The sequence below is a fragment of the Actinacidiphila yeochonensis CN732 genome (assembly GCF_000745345.1).
In the GTDB taxonomy this organism is placed as follows: Bacteria; Actinomycetota; Actinomycetes; order Streptomycetales; family Streptomycetaceae; genus Actinacidiphila; species Actinacidiphila yeochonensis.
Genome location: NZ_JQNR01000005.1, coordinates 63,447 through 80,396, shown reverse-complemented (window position 1 = coordinate 80,396; position 16,950 = coordinate 63,447). Strand labels below are relative to the sequence as shown.

The window sequence follows — 16,950 nt, the reverse complement described above, 5'->3', positions numbered from 1 at the left end:
GGAGTTGGTCCCGCTCCGCCCGATCTCGTCCTTCCGCCGCCGGACTTGACCTGCTCGGGCCCGCCGGGACCCGAGCGCGGGTCCGGACCGGAGGCCCCCGACCCTGCCGCGCCCTCCCGGCCGGGCGGAGGCCGGAAGTTCACTCCCTGGCTCGTTGCCCTGGGGGAGTCGGGGCCGACGGGCTCGCCTTCGATCGGGACCGCGGCCGGAACCGCCGTACCCGATCCACCCGCTTCCCGCCGGGCAGCACCTCGCCCGGCGGCTGCGGTGCCGCGAACCGGCGCCGCGCGGGCGCCGATCCCGTCCAACTGTCCAACCGGCCCTGTCGGCCGACCCCGCTCAGCCGGGTGCTGTCCCGGTCAGCCGATCGCGCGGGCCGTCCGGCTCACCCGGTCGAGCGCCTCGCCGACCGTGTCCGCCGCGGCCGCGGAGCCCACCGCGTCGAGTGCGGCGGCCAAGTCGTGCCCGGCGACGGCCAGTTGGTCGCCCACGGTGAACGGCCCGTCGTCCGGCATCTCGTGGGGCACCGCCCCGGGAGACTCCAACTCCTGCGCCCGCCGGGCCAGCCAGTCGGCCAGCTCCCGACCCTGTGCGGCGGCGCCGGCGGACAGCCGTCGCTGAGGCAGTGAACGGAGCCGTCCGGCGAGGCGGTCCACGGCGTCGGTGAGCGCGGTGCTTTCGGCCATGACCGAGACCCTACCCGCGCCCGCTTCACACCTCGCACCCATATCCGACACAGCGGCATGGTTGCCAACAGGCCAACGCTCGGGCACGGTGGGATGACCGGACCGCACTTCGGAGGCGCCGATGTACCAACCGCACCACTCCGACGAGACCCACCGGAACCTGCTCGACCGCATCCCCCACCGCACAGGCCGCCAGATCGACGACTGGCTGCACGACCTCGCCGAAGGGCCCTCCTTCCTCCGGTTCGACGAGAAGGTCAGCTGGCTCCGCAGCGAGCACGACCTCTCCTACGGACACGCCAAGGCCCTCGTGCACGAGTACGACCTGCGGCGCGCCGCCCGCAACCTCCTCTGACCGCCCCGCCGGCCGCGTCGCCGCGGCGGGTTCAGCCGCGGCGGCGCCACACCGGCCGGCCGACCACGACGCCGGAACCCAGCACCTGATCCGGCCGGGCGCAGCGCCCCTGCCCGGCACCCTCGTGGGTGCCGCCCGTATCTCCCGGCCGGCCTCGGGCCCTGGTTGCCGGGGCACATGCTCCCGGCCGGCCGCCCGGCACCCGCGGCGGTCGGGTCCCGCGACCGCGGAGCGCCTTCCACTCCCACCCGTGGGGTGCCCGCGCCCGAGAGGGCCCGTGCGGCTTCCCCGCTCATCGCGCGTCTCGTTCACGGCATGTCCTCTCCCGGCCTCGCCCGCGCGCGGGACGGTGTTCATCCGGCGCGCGGCCGCCGGCCGACCGCGCCGTACCGCCGGGAGCGAGGCCCCTGCCGGCCGGGCGATCGTCCGCTAACGGCGGGCCGGCCGCTTCCCGGCCCACCTGCCGCACGGATGCGTGCGGTACGGCGCACGCGTTCCGTCTTCTCCTTGATGCCGTCCACGGCGCTCTCCGTTCTCTCTCCTCGCCTATTCCGCCTCGTCCGGTGCCTCGCCTCGCCCACCGGACCGCCCGTCCCTCCGGACCGCCCGTCCACCGGACCGTCCGTCCCGCCGTCCCTCCGGACCGCCCGTCCACCGGACCGTCCGTCCCGCCGTCCCTCCGGACCGCCTGTCCGTCCGCCCGACCCGCGCCGGCGACAGCTCGGCCCGCGCACGGCCCCCCGGGACCCGCCCGCCCGTGGGCATCCCGTTCGTCCACCGCACGCGCGCCCCGCGCATCGCCCGCACCGACACGACTGACCGTAGCGCCACCGGCACACACCGCGTTCCTGGCCTGTGGATAACTTCGTCCGTCGCAGGTCAGCGCCCTGATCGGCTGGATCGCGCAGGCCGCGCCCACGGGTTTCGGTGATTCGCGGTGGACGCGGGGGTCGCGGCGGAGTATCACTGAACCGTGCAGACGAACACACGTTCGACAAGCAGGGAGCAGGCGATGCCACGCCCCGACCACACCCGCGCCCTGCACGCCGCGCTGGTCACCGCCGCGCGCGGGCTGCCCGTCTTCCCGCTGTCGCGTACCAAGCTGCCCGCGGTCCGCTCCCCGCACCGCGACGAGCCGCGCCCGACCGAGTGCCGCGGGGCGTGCGGACGGCCGGGTCACGGCGTGTACGACGCGAGCACGGACCCGGCCCGGGTGCGCGCCCTGTTCGCCGTGGCCCCCTGGGCGACGGGGTACGGCGTGGCCTGCGGGGTCGGCCCGCTGTTCCTGCTCGGCCTCGACCTCGACGTGAAGCACGGGGCCGACGGGGTGGCCGCGCTGGCGGCCCTCGCCGGAGTGCACGGCTTCGCCCTCCCGCCGACGGTGACCGTGCTGACCCCCAGCGGCGGCCGCCACCTGTGGCTCACCGCCCCCGCTCCGGTGTCCAACTCCGTGGGGCGGCTGGCCCCGGGGATAGACGTGCGCGGCGGTGGCGGTTACGTCGTCGGGCCCGGTTCCCGTACCGTCGCGGGCCGTTACTCCCTCGCGCCCGGCGCCCCCGCCGAGGTGCTCGCCCCGGCCCCACCCGAACTCCTTCGGCTGGCGGCCCCGCCGCCACCGCACCGCCCGCCCCGGGCCGAGCCCCGCCATCCGGCCGAGAAGCGGGCGGCGGCGCTGGTGCGCTTCGTGCTGGACTCCCGGGAGGGGGAGCGCAACGGCCGGCTCTTCTGGGCCGCCTGCCGTGCGTACGACGCGGGGTTCGGCGAAGCCCTCGCGCCGGCTCTGGTCACGGCGGCCGTCCACGCCGGCCTGAGTGAACGCGAGGCCGCCGCCACGGTCGCCTCGGCGGGTCGGCTCCACGCCTCCGCGGAGCGCTCCTCCTGACGCGCCCGGAGCACTCCTCCTGACGCGCCTCCGCCGATGCGCTCCTCTGGCTCATGGCCCGTCCGCCCCGGCGCGCGGGGCCGTTGGCGCGCGGGCTCCATGCGCTCCGGCGGCCTCCGAGGTCGTACCGCCCGAGTGTGCACATGCACGTGCACGAGGCCGCTGGGGTGGTGGTGCGGGGTGGCGGGCGGTTCGGGAGGGCGGCGCGGGGCGCGGCACGGCCTGTCGGATCGGCCCCGGAAGGGCGCACACGCGGCGGGGAAGCGGCCGGGCGGGGCTCGCGCGTGGTGGAAGGACGGGCGGCGGGGTCCCGTGCGGCGCTGGGGGCGGCCGCGCCGGTTCCCGGCGGGCGCGGCCGTGCCCGGCTCGGGGTCCCGAGCCCCGCTCTGACGCCTGACCTGGGACTTTCCGCGCGGTGCGGGCGGCTCCAGAGAGGGGGCGGCCCCTGGCGGGGGAGGGGGCGGCCGGGACGGTAGGAGGGAGGCACTCCGTCCCGGCGTCGCTGATGGGGCGGCACGTCCGCCCCGTCAGCCGAGTCGTCTTCGCGGTTCAGGCCCCTCGGGGGGCGAAGTCCCCGGAGCCGGACTTGAACCGGCACGCCCCCGAGGGGCAGCGAGGTTTAAGCTCGCCGTGTCTGCGTTCCACCATCCGGGGCGGCGGGGCGCAGTGAAAAGCGTAACCGTGTTGGGGGTCGTCAACAGGACGGCGAACTAGTCATCTTGTCTTATTTTAAGGGTTACTGAAGAGGCGTCATTTTCGCCCGGTGCCCGTCCGGTGCCCGCCCGGTGTCCGCCGCGGTATTCCGGCCCAGGACCCCGCGACCGCGAGCGGCGGGCTTTCCGGGCAAGGGGAATGACAGCGTTCTCCGCGACCGCCCCGCGGGCCGCCCGGGGACACCCTTTCGGGGTCCGCCCGGCGGCCCGGAGACAGCGGCGGCGGTCCGGTCAGGACAACCACGTGGTGCGGGTGGGCGGCAGCCCGGCCGCGCCGCCCGGCTCCGTGCGCACCGCCAGCACCTGGTTGACGCCGATCCGGTTGCGCTCGAAGGCCAGCGCCGAGGCGGCCATGTAGAGGCGCCACACCCGGGCGCGACCCGGGCTGGTGGCCGCCACCGCGTCCGGCCACCGGGCTTCCAGGTTGGCCACCCAGGCGCGCAGGGTGCGGCCGTAGTGCTCCCGCAGCGCCTCCACGTCGCGCACCTCGAACCCGGCCTCCTCCAGCCGGGCCACCGTGGTACCGATCGGGGAGAGCTCGCCGTCGGGGAAGACGTACCGGTCGATGAACTCGTCGATGGTGTAGGCGTCCTCGTCGGCCAGCGGGCGCCGGGCGATCTGGTGGTTCAGCAGCCGGCCGCCGGGCCGCAGCAGCGCGTACAGGTCGCCGGCGTACTCCAGGTAGCGCTCGCTGCCGACGTGCTCGGCCATGCCGATGGACGAGATGGCGTCGTAGGGGCCGTCGGTGACGTCGCGGTAGTCCTGCACCCGGATCTCGATCCGCTCGGTGAGGCCGGCGTCCGCCACCCGCTTGCGCGCGTACGCGGCCTGCTCGGTGGAGAGGGTGACACCGGTCGCGCGCACCCCGTAGTGCTCGGCCGCGTGCAGCACCATGGAGCCCCAGCCGCAGCCCACGTCGAGCAGCCGCTGTCCCGCCGAGAGCCCCAGCTTGCGGCAGACCAGGTCGAGTTTGGCGGCCTGCGCCTCCTCCAGGGTGGTGTCCGGCTTCTCCCAGACGGCGCACGAGTAGACCATCGACGGGCCGAGCACCATCTCGTAGAAGGCGTTGCCCACGTCGTAGTGGTGGGAGATCGCGGCCCGGTCGCGGCCCCTGGTGTGCGCCGTCCCGCCGCGCCGGCGGGCCTCCTCCACCGGTGCGGCCGGCGGGAGCCCCGGGCCGGCCAGCCGTGCGGCGTCGCGCAGCAGCCGGTAGGTGTCCGGATCGCGCAGCAGGGCCGCGGTACGGCGGGCGCCGGCGGCGAGACCGCCCGGACTCTCCCCGGGATCCCGCTCCCACAGCAGCCCGGCGAGCGAGTCCAGGGCGGTGTAGAGGTCGCCCTCCACGTCCAGGTCCCCCGCCACCCAGGCCCGCGCGAGGCCCAGTTCGCCGGGCCGCCACAGCAGCCGGCGCAGGGCCCTGCGCCGGCGCAAGACGAGTACGGGAGCGCCGGACGGACCGGCCTCGCTGCCGTCCCAGGCGCGCACGCGCAATGGGAACGGTGTGGCGAGGGCCTGTTCGGCGAGGTCGATGGTGCGTTGTGCCGCGTCAGCCATGCCCTTGAGCGTACGTCCGGAACCCCTCCCCGGAGCCGCTGGCGCGTAAATATACGTTGCGGATACACGCAGTTGGGGGCTGCCAGGAGCGGACGGCAAACGGAAGGCATGGGACAGCGACGGACGGGTGGACGGCACGGGACGGGAGCGGACGGCGGTGCGCGGGGTGGACGGCGGTGCGCGGGGGTGGAGGCGGCGGCCGGCATGGGGCGGCCGGCCGCGGCCGGCGACGGGAACGCCGAAGGGCGCCCGCACCACGGATGGCGGGCGCCCTTCGGCGTCGTCTGCGTGACGGCGGAGCCGGTCGCCGGAGGGTCCTCGCGGACCGGTCCGGCGCGGCGTCCGACCGTCAGCCGGTCGGGCCGGCCGTCAGGAGGCGACCTTCGCGGTCTCCGGGCTGCCGTCGGCCTTCTTCTCCGCGGCCGGGGCCGGGGCGGGCCGGGCGGCCTCGTAGAACTCCTCGCGGGGGTTCTCGATCGCGCCGAGCGAGACGACCTCGCGCTTGAGGAACATGCCGAGCGTCCAGTCGGCGAAGACCCGGATCTTGCGGTTCCAGGTCGGCACGGCCAGGCCGTGGTAGCCGCGGTGCATGTACCAGGCGAGACGGCCCTTGAGCTTGATCTTCCGTCCGCCGAGGACGATCATCGCCACGCCCTTGTGCAGGCCCAGGCCCGCCACGGCGCCCTTGTTGGCGTGCTTGTAGTCGCCCTGCGGGAAGCCGCGCATCCCGGACACCACGTTGTCGCCGAGCACCTTGGCCTGCCGCAGCGCGTGCTGCGCGTTCGGCGGGCACCAGGCACCCTCGCCGGCGGCGAGGTCGGGGACCTGCGCGTTGTCGCCGGCGGCCCAGATGTAGTCCGTGCCCTGGACCTGGAGGGTGGTCGCGGTGTCCACGTGGCCGCGCGGGCCCAGCGGCAGGCCGAAGCGGGCCAGCGCCGGGTTGGGCTTGACGCCCGCGGTCCAGACGATGGTGGACGCGTCGACCTCGAGCCCGTTGGCGAGCACCACGTGCTTGTCGACACAGGACTTCATGGACGTACCGAGGTAGATCTCGATACCGCGCTCCTGGAGGTGCTCCAGGCCCCAGCGGCCCAGCTGCGGGCCGACCTCGGGGAGGATCTTGTCCGCGGCGTCGACGAGGATGAAGCGCATGTCCTCGCGCTTGACGTTCGGGTAGTACTTGGCGGCGTCGCGGGCCATGTCCTCGACCTCGCCGACGGTCTCCGCACCGGCGAAGCCGCCGCCGACGAAGACGAAGGTGAGCGCCTTGCGGCGGATCTCCTCGTCGGTGGTGGAGTCGGCCTTGTCCAGCTGCTCCAGGATGTGGTTGCGCAGGCCGATCGCCTCCTCCACACCCTTCATGCCGATGCCGTTCTCGGCCAGGCCGGGGATCGGGAAGGTGCGGGAGACGGCGCCGAGCGCGATCACCAGGTAGTCGAAGGGGAGCTCGTAGGAGTCGCCCACGAGCGGCTCGACCACGGCGACCTTGCGGTCCTGGTCGATGCTGGAGACGCGGCCGGTGAGCACCTCGGCCCCGGGGAGGACGCGTCGCAGCGGGACGACGACATGCCGCGGGGAGATGCTTCCTGCTGCGGTTTCGGGAAGGAAGGGCTGGTACGTCATGTACGAGCGCGGGTCGACGACCGTGACAGTCGCCTCGCCGTACCGCATCTTCTTCATGATGCGACGCGCCGCGTACAGGCCGACGTAACCGCCGCCTACGACGAGAATCCGTGGACGCTCCGTGGTGCTCATGCTTTGAGTATCCAGTACGTCCGAGGGGGTACCTCGTGAGCCCCTTCACAAGGATGGGGGTGCCCCCTGGTATAATGCCCAGCTTCAATCGAAGGGGCACCGGGGTGCGAACGGGGCGTTAACGGCCTCTGGTGGTTATACACGGCGCTGAGCAGCGCCGATCGCGACGGGGGCGGCGCGGGTGCCGTCCGCCGCAATCTGGCCGAAACAGTGACCGGCCAAGGAATCCAGGGGGTTTGAGGGCTCGAACCTTGGAAATCCGGGTCCATCGGCGGCGAGTTCATGTGAAGAGTTTCACAAAGGTTCTTCGTCCGCCACCGCCGCGGCGCCCCGGAAGGCGCCCGAAACCCGCTCAGCAGCGTACCCCCGGCGCTCGCTTGAGCGAACCAGAGGGCCGCCGGAGGGCCCTCGGAGGGCTCTGCGGGGCCCTCCCAGAGCACCCCTGGAGGTCACCGCAGGGGGCCGGCGGGTACCTCTCGCGAGGCGCCCGCCACCCCGTCCGCCACCCGGTCGGAGCAGCGTCCGCCGCCTTCTTCCGCGGGGCCTTGCCCCGTGGCGGGCGGCGCCCGGCCCGCCGTCCGTCACTCAGCGCGTTCGGCCGCCGGCTCCCGCTGCGGGTGCTCCTGCTCCAGCAGCCTCCGCCGGCGCCGCTTCAGCAGCGCCCAGCGACCCCAGCGGCCGGAGGCGTCCGGCAGCGCCGCGGCCACCTCCGTGCCGCCCTCGGACGCCGCCTCCGCCGCCGCCTCCGCGACCGGCAGGAAGCCCTCGCCGCGCCGCGCGTCCGGCCGTTCGTCCGCCTCCGGCCACAGGCCCAGCGCGGCGCACAGGGTCGGCAGCACGGCCATCGCGGCGGTGGCGTACCCCTCGGCCGACGGGTGGAAGTTGTCCGGGCCGAACAGCTCGCGCGGCCGGGCCTCGAACTCCGGGCCGAGCAGGTCGCCGAGGGAGACCGTCCGCGCGCCCAGCCCCACCGCCGCGATCGTCTGGGCCGCCGCCAGCTGGCGCGAGGCGCGGCGGGCCAGCCAGCGCAGCGGCTGGTAGACCGGCTCCACCGAGCCCAGGTCGGGGCAGGTGCCCACCACCACCTCGCAGCCCGCCGCGCGCAGCCGCCGCACCGCCTCCGACAGCAGCCGTACCGACTCGGCCAGCGGCATCCGGTGGGTGACGTCGTTGGCGCCGATCATCACCACCACGACCTCCGGCGGCGGCACCACCGCGTCCAGCAGCAGCGTCACCTGCCGCTCCAGGTCGGTGGACCGGGCCCCCGGCAGGGCCACGTTCACCAGGCTCACCGGCCGCTCGGCGACCGCGGCGAGCCCCGAGGCCAGCAGCGCCCCCGGGGTCTCCCGGGCCCGCCGCACCCCCTGGCCCGCGGCGGTCGAGTCGCCGAGGAAGCCCAGCCGCAGCGGCGGCTCCTCGCTGAGCCCGGCGAAGGCCGCGCCGTACCGGCCGTTGGCCCGCGGCGGGATGTCCCCCGAGCCGCCGACCACCCGCTTGGCCAGCCGCACCTCCGTCAGCAGCAGGCCGACGGCCGCCCCGCCCAGCAGGCTGACGCCACCGCCGCCGACCGCCGCCGCGGTCGCGATCCGCCGCGCCACCCTCGCCCTCGTCGACATCGTCCGGCCACCTCCGTCTGGTCCCGACTGTCCGGCCCGTACGCGGACACCGCCCGCGGATCACCTCTACCCACGTCAACGCCGCCACCCGCACGCGTTCCCAGCCGCCCGCGCTCCCGGTGCGGGGCGGACTGCGCCGGCTTCCCTCCCCGCCCGGCCCGCAGCCCCTAACCTGGGGGCCACCATCTCGGAGAACCCGGAGACCACACGGTGCAGTATCACGACTCGATGATCAGCCTCGTCGGCAACACTCCGCTGGTGAGGCTCAACAGCGTGACCGAGGGCATCACCGCGACCGTTCTCGCGAAGGTCGAGTACTTCAACCCCGGCGGGTCGGTGAAGGACCGTATCGCCCTGCGGATGATCGAAGCCGCCGAGAAGAGCGGGGAGCTGCGGCCCGGCGGCACGATCGTCGAGCCCACCTCCGGGAACACCGGGGTCGGACTGGCGCTGGTCGCCCAGCGCAAGGGCTACCGCTGCGTGTTCGTCTGCCCGGACAAGGTGTCCACGGACAAGATCAACGTGCTGCGCGCGTACGGCGCCGAGGTCGTGGTCTGCCCGACCGCGGTGGACCCCGAGCACCCCGACTCCTACTACAACGTCTCCGACCGCCTGGTGCGGGAGACCCCCGGTGCCTGGAAGCCCGACCAGTACAGCAACCCCCACAACCCGCTGTCCCACTACCACTCCACCGGCCCGGAGCTGTGGCGGCAGACCGAAGGCCGGATCACCCACTTCGTGGCCGGCGTCGGCACCGGCGGCACCATCTCGGGCACCGGCCGCTACCTCAAGGACGCCTCCGAGGGCAGGGTGCGGGTGGTCGGGGCGGACCCCGAGGGCTCCGTCTACAGCGGCGGCTCGGGCCGGCCGTACCTCGTGGAAGGGGTGGGCGAGGACTTCTGGCCCACCGCGTACGACCGCGACGTCGCCGACGAGATCGTCGCCGTCTCGGACAAGGACTCCTTCCAGATGACGCGTCGGCTGGCCCGCGAGGAGGGGCTGCTGGTCGGCGGCTCCTGCGGCATGGCGGTGGTCGCCGCGCTGCGGGTCGCGGAGCGGCTCGGCCCGCAGGACGTGGTGGTGGTCCTGCTGCCGGACAGCGGGCGCGGCTACCTGTCGAAGATCTTCAGCGACGAGTGGATGGGCTCCCACGGCTTCCTCGACGAGGGCGAGGGCGAGCCCCGGGTGGCCGACGTGCTCGCCCAGCGGGGCGGCGGACTGCCCAACCTCGTCCACATGCACCCCGAGGAGACGGTCGGCCAGGCCATCGAGGTGCTGCGCGAGTACGGCGTCTCGCAGATGCCGGTGGTCAAGCCGGGCGCCGGGCACCCCGACGTGATGGCGGCGGAGGTGATCGGCTCGGTGGTGGAGCGCGACCTGCTGGACGCGCTCTTCAGCGGCCGCGCCACCCTGGAGGACCCGCTGGAGCGGCACCTGTGCCCGCCGCTGCCGCAGGTCGGCTCCGGCGAGCGGATCGGCGACCTGATGGCGGTGCTGGAGGGCGCCGACGCGGCGGTGGTCCTGGTCGAGGGCAAGCCGACGAACGTGGTCAGCCGCCAGGACCTGCTGGGCTTCCTCGCCGGCGGCTCCTGACGGCGGTCCCTGACGGCGGCTCCTCATGGTGGCTCTTCATGGCGGCGCGCGGCGCCCGCGTGGCTGGGCGGGCCCCGTGTACCCCTGGAAGCCCCGTATGCCCACGGAACTGGTACACCCGCGTCACGTCCACGCAGCACGGGCTTAACACGCGTCCGGCACCTTTAAGGGGTCGCAAGGCGGACGGTTCACCCGGACGCGCGACACCTGAATGGCGCCAAGGCTTCCGGAGCGGCTCCCGGACTCCATGGTGACCCGGACGTGCAGGCCCGGCCCTGACCCGGCCCCGCGTCCCGGCGGGGACCGCCGTCGTCCCGCCCCCCGGGCACTCGCCCCGGGGGTGCGGCGGGCCCCGCCCCATTCTCTTTCCCGGCCTGCCGCGCGGCCGCGGCCCGCCCGCCGCTCGCGGTCCCCGTCCAGCGGCCGCCGAGCCCCCGCCCGAGCCCGCCGAGCCCCGCTCAGTCGTCGTCCCGGCCCGCCGGGTGGTCGCGGCCGAGCCAGGAGGTCAGGGTCTGGGCGAGGTTGACGCCCACGATGCCCGCCCAGCAGATGAACAGGCCCGCCGCGCCGGCCTGGGCCGCGGCGATCGCGGACAGCGGGATCGCCGCGACCAGCGTGAAGGCCAGGACGCCGTAGCGGGCGAAGCCGGGGTGGGGGCCGGGCCCGGCGGGACGGCGGCCCGCGCGGGCCGCCGCCGTCTGCTGCTGGGCCAGCTCGCGTCGCACCCGCTGCTCGACCCGGCTGTCGAGCCGGTGGGCGACTGTGTCCATGAACGAGTCGACGAGCTCCGACTCGTACTCCTCCCCGAGGTCCTTGCGCGCCTGGAGGGTCGCGGAGAGTTCCTTCTTCAGCTCAGCGTCGCGGGCGTCCATGGCGCAACGGTAGGGGCCGCGCCGGTGGGTGACACTGGGGCTATCCCCCGGTTTCCTCCGGGGGCCCGCCCTGACGGAGGACGCCCATGACCGCACCGCCGCTGCTCACCGCGCTCCACGGGGACGCCGACCGCCCGGACGCGCTGCGGGTGGACGGCCGCGCGTGCGGCTACGAGGAACTGCTGGGCGCGGCCGGGGCGGTGGCCCGGCGGGCGTCCGGGCTCCGGGCGTTCGCGGTGGAGGCCACGCCCTCGCTGGAGACGGTGGCGGCGGTGGTCGGCGGGCTGCTCGCGGGGGTGCCCGTGGTGCCCGTCGCGCCGGACGCCGGGCCGGCCGAGCGCGAGCACCTGCTGCGCGACTCCGGCGCCGAACTCCTGCCGGTGGACTTCGCCGAACGCGCCGACTTCGCCGGGCAGCCCGCCGACGGACCCGCGCTGATCCTCTACACCTCGGGCACCACCGGGGCGCCCAAGGGCGTGGTCCTCTCGCGCGCGGCCGTCGCCGCCGACCTCGACGCGCTCGCGGGGGCGTGGCAGTGGACCGCGGAGGACACCCTGGTGCACGGCCTGCCGCTGTTCCACGTGCACGGCCTGGTGCTCGGCGTGCTGGGCGCGCTGCGGACGGGCAGCGCGCTGGTGCACACCGGGCGGCCCACCCCGGCGGCCTACGCGGCGGCCGGCGGCACCCTCTACTTCGGCGTGCCGACCGTGTGGCACCGGGTGGTGCGCGACGAGGCCGCGGCCCGGGCGCTCGCCCCGGCCCGGCTGCTGGTCTCGGGCTCCGCGCCGCTGCCCGCGCCGGTCTTCGAGGGCCTGCGCGCGCTGTCCGGGCACGAGCCGGTGGAGCGGTACGGGATGACGGAGTCGCTGATCACCGTCAGCGCCCGCGCGGACGGCCCCCGCCGGCCGGGCGCGGTCGGCACCCCGCTGCCGGGGATCACCACGCGGATCGCCGACCCGGTCGACGGCGTCGGCGAACTCCAGCTGACCGGCCCCACGCTCTTCGACGGCTACCTCGGCCGCCCGGCGGCCACCGCCGAGGCGTTCACCGGCGACGGCTGGTTCCGCACCGGGGACATCGCCGCCATCGACCCCGACGGCACCCACCGGATCGTCGGCCGCGCCTCCACCGACCTCATCAAGTCCGGCGGCTACCGGATCGGCGCCGGCGAGGTGGAGAACGCCCTGCTCGCCCACCCGGCGGTGCGCGAGGCCGCGGTGGTGGGGGCGCCGCATCCCGACCTCGGCCAGCAGGTGGTGGCCTACGTGGTCGCCGACGGGGTGGCCGAGGGCGAGCTCACCGAGTTCGTGGCGACCCGGCTGTCGGCGCACAAGCGCCCCCGGGCGGTGCGGTTCCTGTCCGAGCTGCCGCGCAACGCGATGGGGAAGCCGCAGAAGCGGCTGCTGCCCCCGCTGTGACGGCGGCGGAAGTGGCCGCTGCCGCCGCTGTGACGACGTACGTTGCCGCGACGTAACGGTGCGATGGCGTGATGGTGTGACGGTGTGCCCGGCTCGGGGTCGCCGTTTGTCGCTAGCCGGGCGGCAAGTAAGATCTGGGGCGACAACCCACCTATATGTAAACCTCCGGTCGGCGCTCCCCGCGCCGTCCGAGTCGCCGATGCCCGGGTTCCGCTCCGAAGGGCGGCGGTGATACGTCCCTGCCATGGAGGCAGCACCGCATGTTCCACCGCATCGGACGCGTCGTCGTCCGCCATCCCGTCTGGACGATCGTCGCGTGGGTGGTCGCCGCCGTCGCGATCGCCGCCACGGCGCCGAGCCTGCCGTCGAACTCCGACGAGAGCAGCTTCCTGCCCAAGAGCTACCAGTCCATCAAGGCGATGGACCTCCAGGAGAAGGCGTTCCCGCAGGCGTTCAGCCCGGCCGCGATCGTGCTCTACCAGCGCGAGGACGGCGGCAAGCTGACCGCCGCTGACAAGACCGACATCCAGCAGATCACCTCGAAGCTGGGCGCCAAGAAGATCGACCAGGTCCAGCGGGTGATCCCCGGTACCCCGTCGAAGGACGGCAAGTACACCGACGCCCTGGTCCAGATGGACAAGAACTCGGCCGGCCAGCCCAAGCAGGCCGACGCGGCGAAGACGCTGCGCGCCGACGCCAAGGACCTCGCCAAGGGCACCGACCTGAAGGTGCTGCTGGGTGGTCAGGCCGCCCAGGGCCTGGACCAGCAGGACGCCAGCGGCAACTCGTCGAAGGTCGCCTTCCTCGGCTCCGTGCTGATCATCATCATCACGCTGCTGCTGATCTTCCGTTCGCCGATCATCGCGTTCCTGCCGCTGATCGTGCTGACCGCCGTGGTCTACCTGACCGCCAACGGACTGATCGCCGACGCCACCAAGGTGTTCGACCTCAAGGCCAACAGCTCGCTGTCCTCGCTGCTGGTCGTGGTGGTCCTCGGCGTGGGCACCGACTACTTCCTGTTCCTGATGTTCCGGTACCGGGAACGGCTGCGGGCGGGTGACGAACCCAAGCAGGCCATGGTCAACGCGGTCGCGAAGGTCGGTGAGGCCATCGCCTCGGCGGCCGGCGTGGTCATCGCCTCGTTCCTCGCGCTCTCGCTGTCCACGCTCGGCTTCCTCACCCAGCTCGGCCCGGCCCTGGCCATCCTGGTCGCGGTCACCCTGCTGGCCGGTCTGACCCTCTTCCCGGCGATCTGCTCGCTCATCCCGCCGAAGGCGCTGTTCTGGCCCGGCAAGAAGTGGCAGCAGGAGCCGGCCAACGCGCGCTTCGCCGCCATCGGCCGCGCCGTCGGCCGCCGTCCGGGCATCGCCGCCCTGGTCTCCGGCGTGGTGCTTCTGGCGCTGACCGCGGGCGCCCTGGGCTTCAAGGCCAACTTCGACCTGGCCTCCACCTCCATCCCCAAGACCGCCGAGTCCATGGTCGTCCAGGACAGCATGGTCAAGGCGTACTCGGCCGGCGCCGCCGACCCGACGTCCGTCTACCTCGTCCGCTCCGACGGCAAGTCGCTGGACGGTGTGGACTTCAACGCCTTCAAGGACAAGCTGGCCGGCGCGCCGGGCGTGGCCACCGCGGCCTTCGACCCGACGACCGGGCTGAGCAAGGACCACACCACCGCCCTGTTCAACCTGACGCTCAAGTACAGCGGCGCCAGCGACAAGGCGATCTCGGCCGTCGGCGACCTGCGGACCCTGGCCAAGGCCGACGCCCCGTCCGGCACCGAGGCGGTGGTCGGCGGCACCTCCGCGATCTACCGGGACATCAACGCGGCCGTCAACCACGACTACCGCACGGTCTTCCCGGTGGCCGCGATCCTGATCCTGCTGATCCTGTGCCTGCTGCTGCGCAGCCTCGTCGCGCCGTGGTTCCTGATCATCTCCGTGGCCCTCGGCTTCGGCGCCACGCTGGGCACGACGGTGCTGCTCTTCGGCCGCGGCGACGGCCTGATGTTCATGCTGCCGATCATCATGTATTTGTTCGTGGTGGCGATCGGCACGGACTACAACATCCTGATGGTCGCCCGGCTCCGGGAGGAGGCGCAGGAGGGCCGCGAGCCGCGTGAGGCGGCCGCGGAGGCGCTCAAGCACGCCGGTCCGACGATCGCCTCGGCCGGCTTCATCCTGGCCGCGACCTTCGCCACGCTGACGCTCGGCGGCAACTCCTTCCTGACCCAGATGGGCTTCGCCATCGCCTTCGGCATCGTGGTCGCCGCGTTCGTCATGGCGATGTTCTTCACGCCCGCTCTGACCGCGCTGATCGGCCACGCGGCCTGGTGGCCCGGCCACGCGGACCGTGCGAAGACGCCGGGCGCCGTCGCTTCCGCCGGCCCCGAGGCGGAGGGCCTGCCGGAGCTGGACGAGACCGGGCGGCGCTGACCGCGCGGGACCGACCGTACGAACGACGGACGCGGGCGCCGGCCGCCCGCGTCCACCGGCCCGGGGCCGGGCAGGCACACCGCCTGCCCGGCCCCGGGCCGTTTCCGCTTCTGTCTCCCGGCCGTGCGCGGCGTCCGAACGGGGCTGCCCGGCCGCACGTTCTCACGCGGAACCGGTACGGGTGGAGGGCGCCGCTGCCCCCCCGCACCGGGGGCGGCGCGGCGCGAGTCGGGTCAGGCGCCGGCGGTACGGCCCCGGCGGACCCGGGAGAGCGCGAAGGCGGCCCCGCCGAAGGCCAGCGCCGCGGCGCCGAGCCAGGCCAGCAGGGCGCTGCCCTTGCCGCCGGTCGAGGCGAGGGAGCCCGGCCCGCCGGAGGACGAACCGCCGCCGGAGCCGTCCGGCGGGGTGGGCGCCGCCGACGAGGGCGCGGCCGGGGTGCGGCCGGCGGCCGAGGACCCGCCGGTGCGGGCCGTCGTGCCGACGGCGGTCGCGGCGGGGGCGGAGACGTCCACCGTGAACCGGCCGGTGCTGTCGGAGGCGTCGGTGTCGTACGCGGGCAGGCCGCCGTCGGCGAGCAGCGGCCGGACGTCGCCGGTCGTCGTGGCGGGGGCGTCGGCGTCCACCGTGACGGTGAACGACACCTTCTCGCTGTGGCCGGAGTCGAAGGGCTGGTCCAGGGCGCAGAGGTACTGCGACGCGCCCGGCACCGGCTCGCCGCCGCTGCCGCCGCCGGCCCACCGCCCGCAGCCGGCGGGCACGGTGGTGGCCGTGGTGCCCTTCGGGATGTCGACGAGCAGGCTGAGCCGGTCGTCGCGGGTCAGGGGGGCGACCGAGGCCGGGCCGTGGTTCGTGACCGTGGCGGTGAGGGCGGCCGTGCCGCCGGGAGCGGCCGTCACGGTGGCGCCGGTGACCGCGAGGTCGGCGGTGTTGGCGGCGTTCACCACCCACTCGGCGTGCGTCCGGCCGCCGGCGGGCGCGCTGCCGTCGGCGACCAGCCCGAGCCGTGTCCCGGACGCCCCGGTGGTCGGAGCCGGCGTGTCCGAGGAGGTGGACACCGCCTGGTAGCTGAGGAACTCGAAGAGCGCCGACCTCCCGACCTTCAGCTTCAACGGGGTGGACAGCGCGTACCTCCTCCCCGGCGCCACCGGCGTGGTGAAGTGGCAGGTGGCCAGCTCGACCGTCCGGCCCGCGCTGTCGTCGGCCGGGCCGGTGCCGGTGCTGTAGTCGCAGTTGGCGAACTTCTGGGCGAAGGACAGGCCCGGCGAGACCGCGAACGTCCAGTCCGTCGCGGTGGAGGCCAGCGAGCCGTTGTCGGCGATGGTCAGCGGCGCGCTGATCGTACTGCCGGGGACGGCGCCGGCCACGGTGGCGGGGCTGCCGCCCACCACCAGGCCGACGCTGCCGCCGCTTTCGGCACCGCCGACGGTGACCTGGACGGTGTAGCCGCTGATCGTCGCGTCGGCGGCGGTCGCGGTGACCACGGCCGTGCCGGTGCTGCCGGGCGCCGCGTCCGGCGCCGCCCGCAGGTCCAGCACTCCGTCGGCGCCGTCCGCGTCGGCCTCGCCCCGGTCCCAGGCGCACAGGTCCGCCGAGCAGTTGCCGTCCGGCGAGGCGGCGAAGCCGGCGACGCCCGTGAGGTCCACGGTGACGTGCAGGTCGTGGACGGTGCCGCCCTGGGTGTCCAGGTCCCAGTCGAGCCGGCCGCCGTCGTCCGGCGGCAGGCTCAGCCCGACGGAGGCGGCGCCGGAAAGGTGGAGCACCGGGCCGTCGTCGGCACGGGCCGGGCCGGCCAGCGCCGCGGCCGTGGCGGTCACGGCGGTCAGGGCGGCCGCCAGCGCGGCGCCTCCGGCGCGCCGGTGGCTGATGTTCACAGTGCGGTCCCCCATCGTCGTCAACGATCCCTCCCTGGAACACTCAACACGACACGTGAGCCCGGCCGAAGGTTGCGCCGCGCGCGGAGATCCGCGTCGCCTGATTCCGGGAGCCTTCCCGCCTCCCGGCTCTCTCACCGAAATCTGAGATTGGCGAAGTACTCTCCGTCCCCAGCGTGCTCCGTCCGGTGCCGCCGCCTGCT

At 74.6% G+C, this 16,950-nt stretch carries 11 protein-coding genes; 5 read left to right on the top strand and 6 right to left on the bottom strand.

Translation table 11 applies throughout. The features are described from left to right. Positions 1 to 359: 359 nt before the first annotated feature. Positions 360 to 686 (bottom strand): hypothetical protein, encoded by a 327-nt coding sequence (locus BS72_RS12530; RefSeq protein ID WP_037910386.1) that lies wholly within the window; start codon positions 684 to 686, stop codon positions 360 to 362. A gap of 121 nt (positions 687 to 807) precedes the next feature. Between BS72_RS12530 and BS72_RS12525 the strand changes: the two genes are divergently transcribed. Both BS72_RS12525 and BS72_RS12520 read left to right on the top strand, forming a co-directional pair. After that, on the top strand, positions 808 to 1,041 hold the full coding sequence (locus tag BS72_RS12525; protein ID WP_037910384.1) for a DUF4287 domain-containing protein: 234 nt from the start codon (positions 808 to 810) through the stop codon (positions 1,039 to 1,041). 1,012 nt (positions 1,042 to 2,053) lie between these two features. Then, complete coding sequence (locus tag BS72_RS12520) at positions 2,054 to 2,923, top strand: bifunctional DNA primase/polymerase (protein ID WP_037910382.1); 870 nt, start codon at positions 2,054 to 2,056, stop codon at positions 2,921 to 2,923. Between the two features lie 944 nt (positions 2,924 to 3,867). Here the strand turns inward: BS72_RS12520 and BS72_RS12515 are convergent. The 3 genes from BS72_RS12515 to BS72_RS12505 all read right to left on the bottom strand — a co-directional run bounded on the left by BS72_RS12515 (position 3,868) and on the right by BS72_RS12505 (position 8,561). Further along, complete coding sequence (locus tag BS72_RS12515) at positions 3,868 to 5,190, bottom strand: SAM-dependent methyltransferase (protein WP_037910379.1); 1,323 nt, start codon at positions 5,188 to 5,190, stop codon at positions 3,868 to 3,870. 369 nt (positions 5,191 to 5,559) lie between these two features. Next, positions 5,560 to 6,945, bottom strand: a complete 1,386-nt coding sequence (locus BS72_RS12510) for an NAD(P)/FAD-dependent oxidoreductase (RefSeq protein WP_037910377.1) — start codon at positions 6,943 to 6,945, stop codon at positions 5,560 to 5,562. 581 nt (positions 6,946 to 7,526) lie between these two features. Continuing rightward, entirely contained in the window at positions 7,527 to 8,561 is a 1,035-nt protein-coding gene (locus BS72_RS12505; protein ID WP_078901310.1) for an SGNH/GDSL hydrolase family protein, read from the bottom strand. A 210-nt stretch (positions 8,562 to 8,771) separates the two neighbouring features. Here BS72_RS12505 and BS72_RS12500 point away from each other — a divergent pair, with 210 nt between their 5' ends. Beyond that, positions 8,772 to 10,154 (top strand): cystathionine beta-synthase, encoded by a 1,383-nt coding sequence (locus BS72_RS12500; RefSeq protein ID WP_037910373.1) that lies wholly within the window; start codon positions 8,772 to 8,774, stop codon positions 10,152 to 10,154. Positions 10,155 to 10,612: 458 nt separating this feature from the next. On the opposite strand, the gene BS72_RS12495 is transcribed toward BS72_RS12500, so the two are convergent. After that, positions 10,613 to 11,026: a hypothetical protein gene (locus BS72_RS12495; RefSeq protein WP_037910370.1), complete on the bottom strand. Its 414-nt coding sequence runs from the start codon at positions 11,024 to 11,026 to the stop codon at positions 10,613 to 10,615. A gap of 86 nt (positions 11,027 to 11,112) precedes the next feature. Here BS72_RS12495 and BS72_RS12490 point away from each other — a divergent pair, with 86 nt between their 5' ends. After that, complete coding sequence (locus tag BS72_RS12490; protein WP_037910368.1) at positions 11,113 to 12,444, top strand: AMP-binding protein; 1,332 nt, start codon at positions 11,113 to 11,115, stop codon at positions 12,442 to 12,444. A gap of 260 nt (positions 12,445 to 12,704) precedes the next feature. Continuing rightward, positions 12,705 to 14,876, top strand: coding sequence for an MMPL family transporter (locus tag BS72_RS12485; protein WP_037910366.1), 2,172 nt, complete (start codon positions 12,705 to 12,707; stop codon positions 14,874 to 14,876). Positions 14,877 to 15,109: 233 nt separating this feature from the next. Here the strand turns inward: BS72_RS12485 and BS72_RS12480 are convergent, their stop codons facing one another. Further along, positions 15,110 to 16,762, bottom strand: coding sequence for an LPXTG cell wall anchor domain-containing protein (locus tag BS72_RS12480; protein ID WP_157856214.1), 1,653 nt, complete (start codon positions 16,760 to 16,762; stop codon positions 15,110 to 15,112). Positions 16,763 to 16,950 lie beyond the last annotated feature (188 nt).

What these genes read in the sequence shown, in the direction of transcription:
- BS72_RS12530 (WP_037910386.1), bottom strand. Translation starts at nt 686, where the DNA reads ATGGCCGAAAGCACCGCGCTCACCGACGCCGTGGACCGCCTCGCCGGA.
- BS72_RS12525 (WP_037910384.1), top strand. Translation starts at nt 808, where the DNA reads ATGTACCAACCGCACCACTCCGACGAGACCCACCGGAACCTGCTCGAC.
- BS72_RS12520 (WP_037910382.1), top strand. Translation starts at nt 2,054, where the DNA reads ATGCCACGCCCCGACCACACCCGCGCCCTGCACGCCGCGCTGGTCACC.
- BS72_RS12515 (WP_037910379.1), bottom strand. Translation starts at nt 5,190, where the DNA reads ATGGCTGACGCGGCACAACGCACCATCGACCTCGCCGAACAGGCCCTC.
- BS72_RS12510 (WP_037910377.1), bottom strand. Translation starts at nt 6,945, where the DNA reads ATGAGCACCACGGAGCGTCCACGGATTCTCGTCGTAGGCGGCGGTTAC.
- BS72_RS12505 (WP_078901310.1), bottom strand. Translation starts at nt 8,561, where the DNA reads ATGTCGACGAGGGCGAGGGTGGCGCGGCGGATCGCGACCGCGGCGGCG.
- BS72_RS12495 (WP_037910370.1), bottom strand. Translation starts at nt 11,026, where the DNA reads ATGGACGCCCGCGACGCTGAGCTGAAGAAGGAACTCTCCGCGACCCTC.
- BS72_RS12490 (WP_037910368.1), top strand. Translation starts at nt 11,113, where the DNA reads ATGACCGCACCGCCGCTGCTCACCGCGCTCCACGGGGACGCCGACCGC.
- BS72_RS12485 (WP_037910366.1), top strand. Translation starts at nt 12,705, where the DNA reads ATGTTCCACCGCATCGGACGCGTCGTCGTCCGCCATCCCGTCTGGACG.
- BS72_RS12480 (WP_157856214.1), bottom strand. Translation starts at nt 16,762, where the DNA reads ATGGGGGACCGCACTGTGAACATCAGCCACCGGCGCGCCGGAGGCGCC.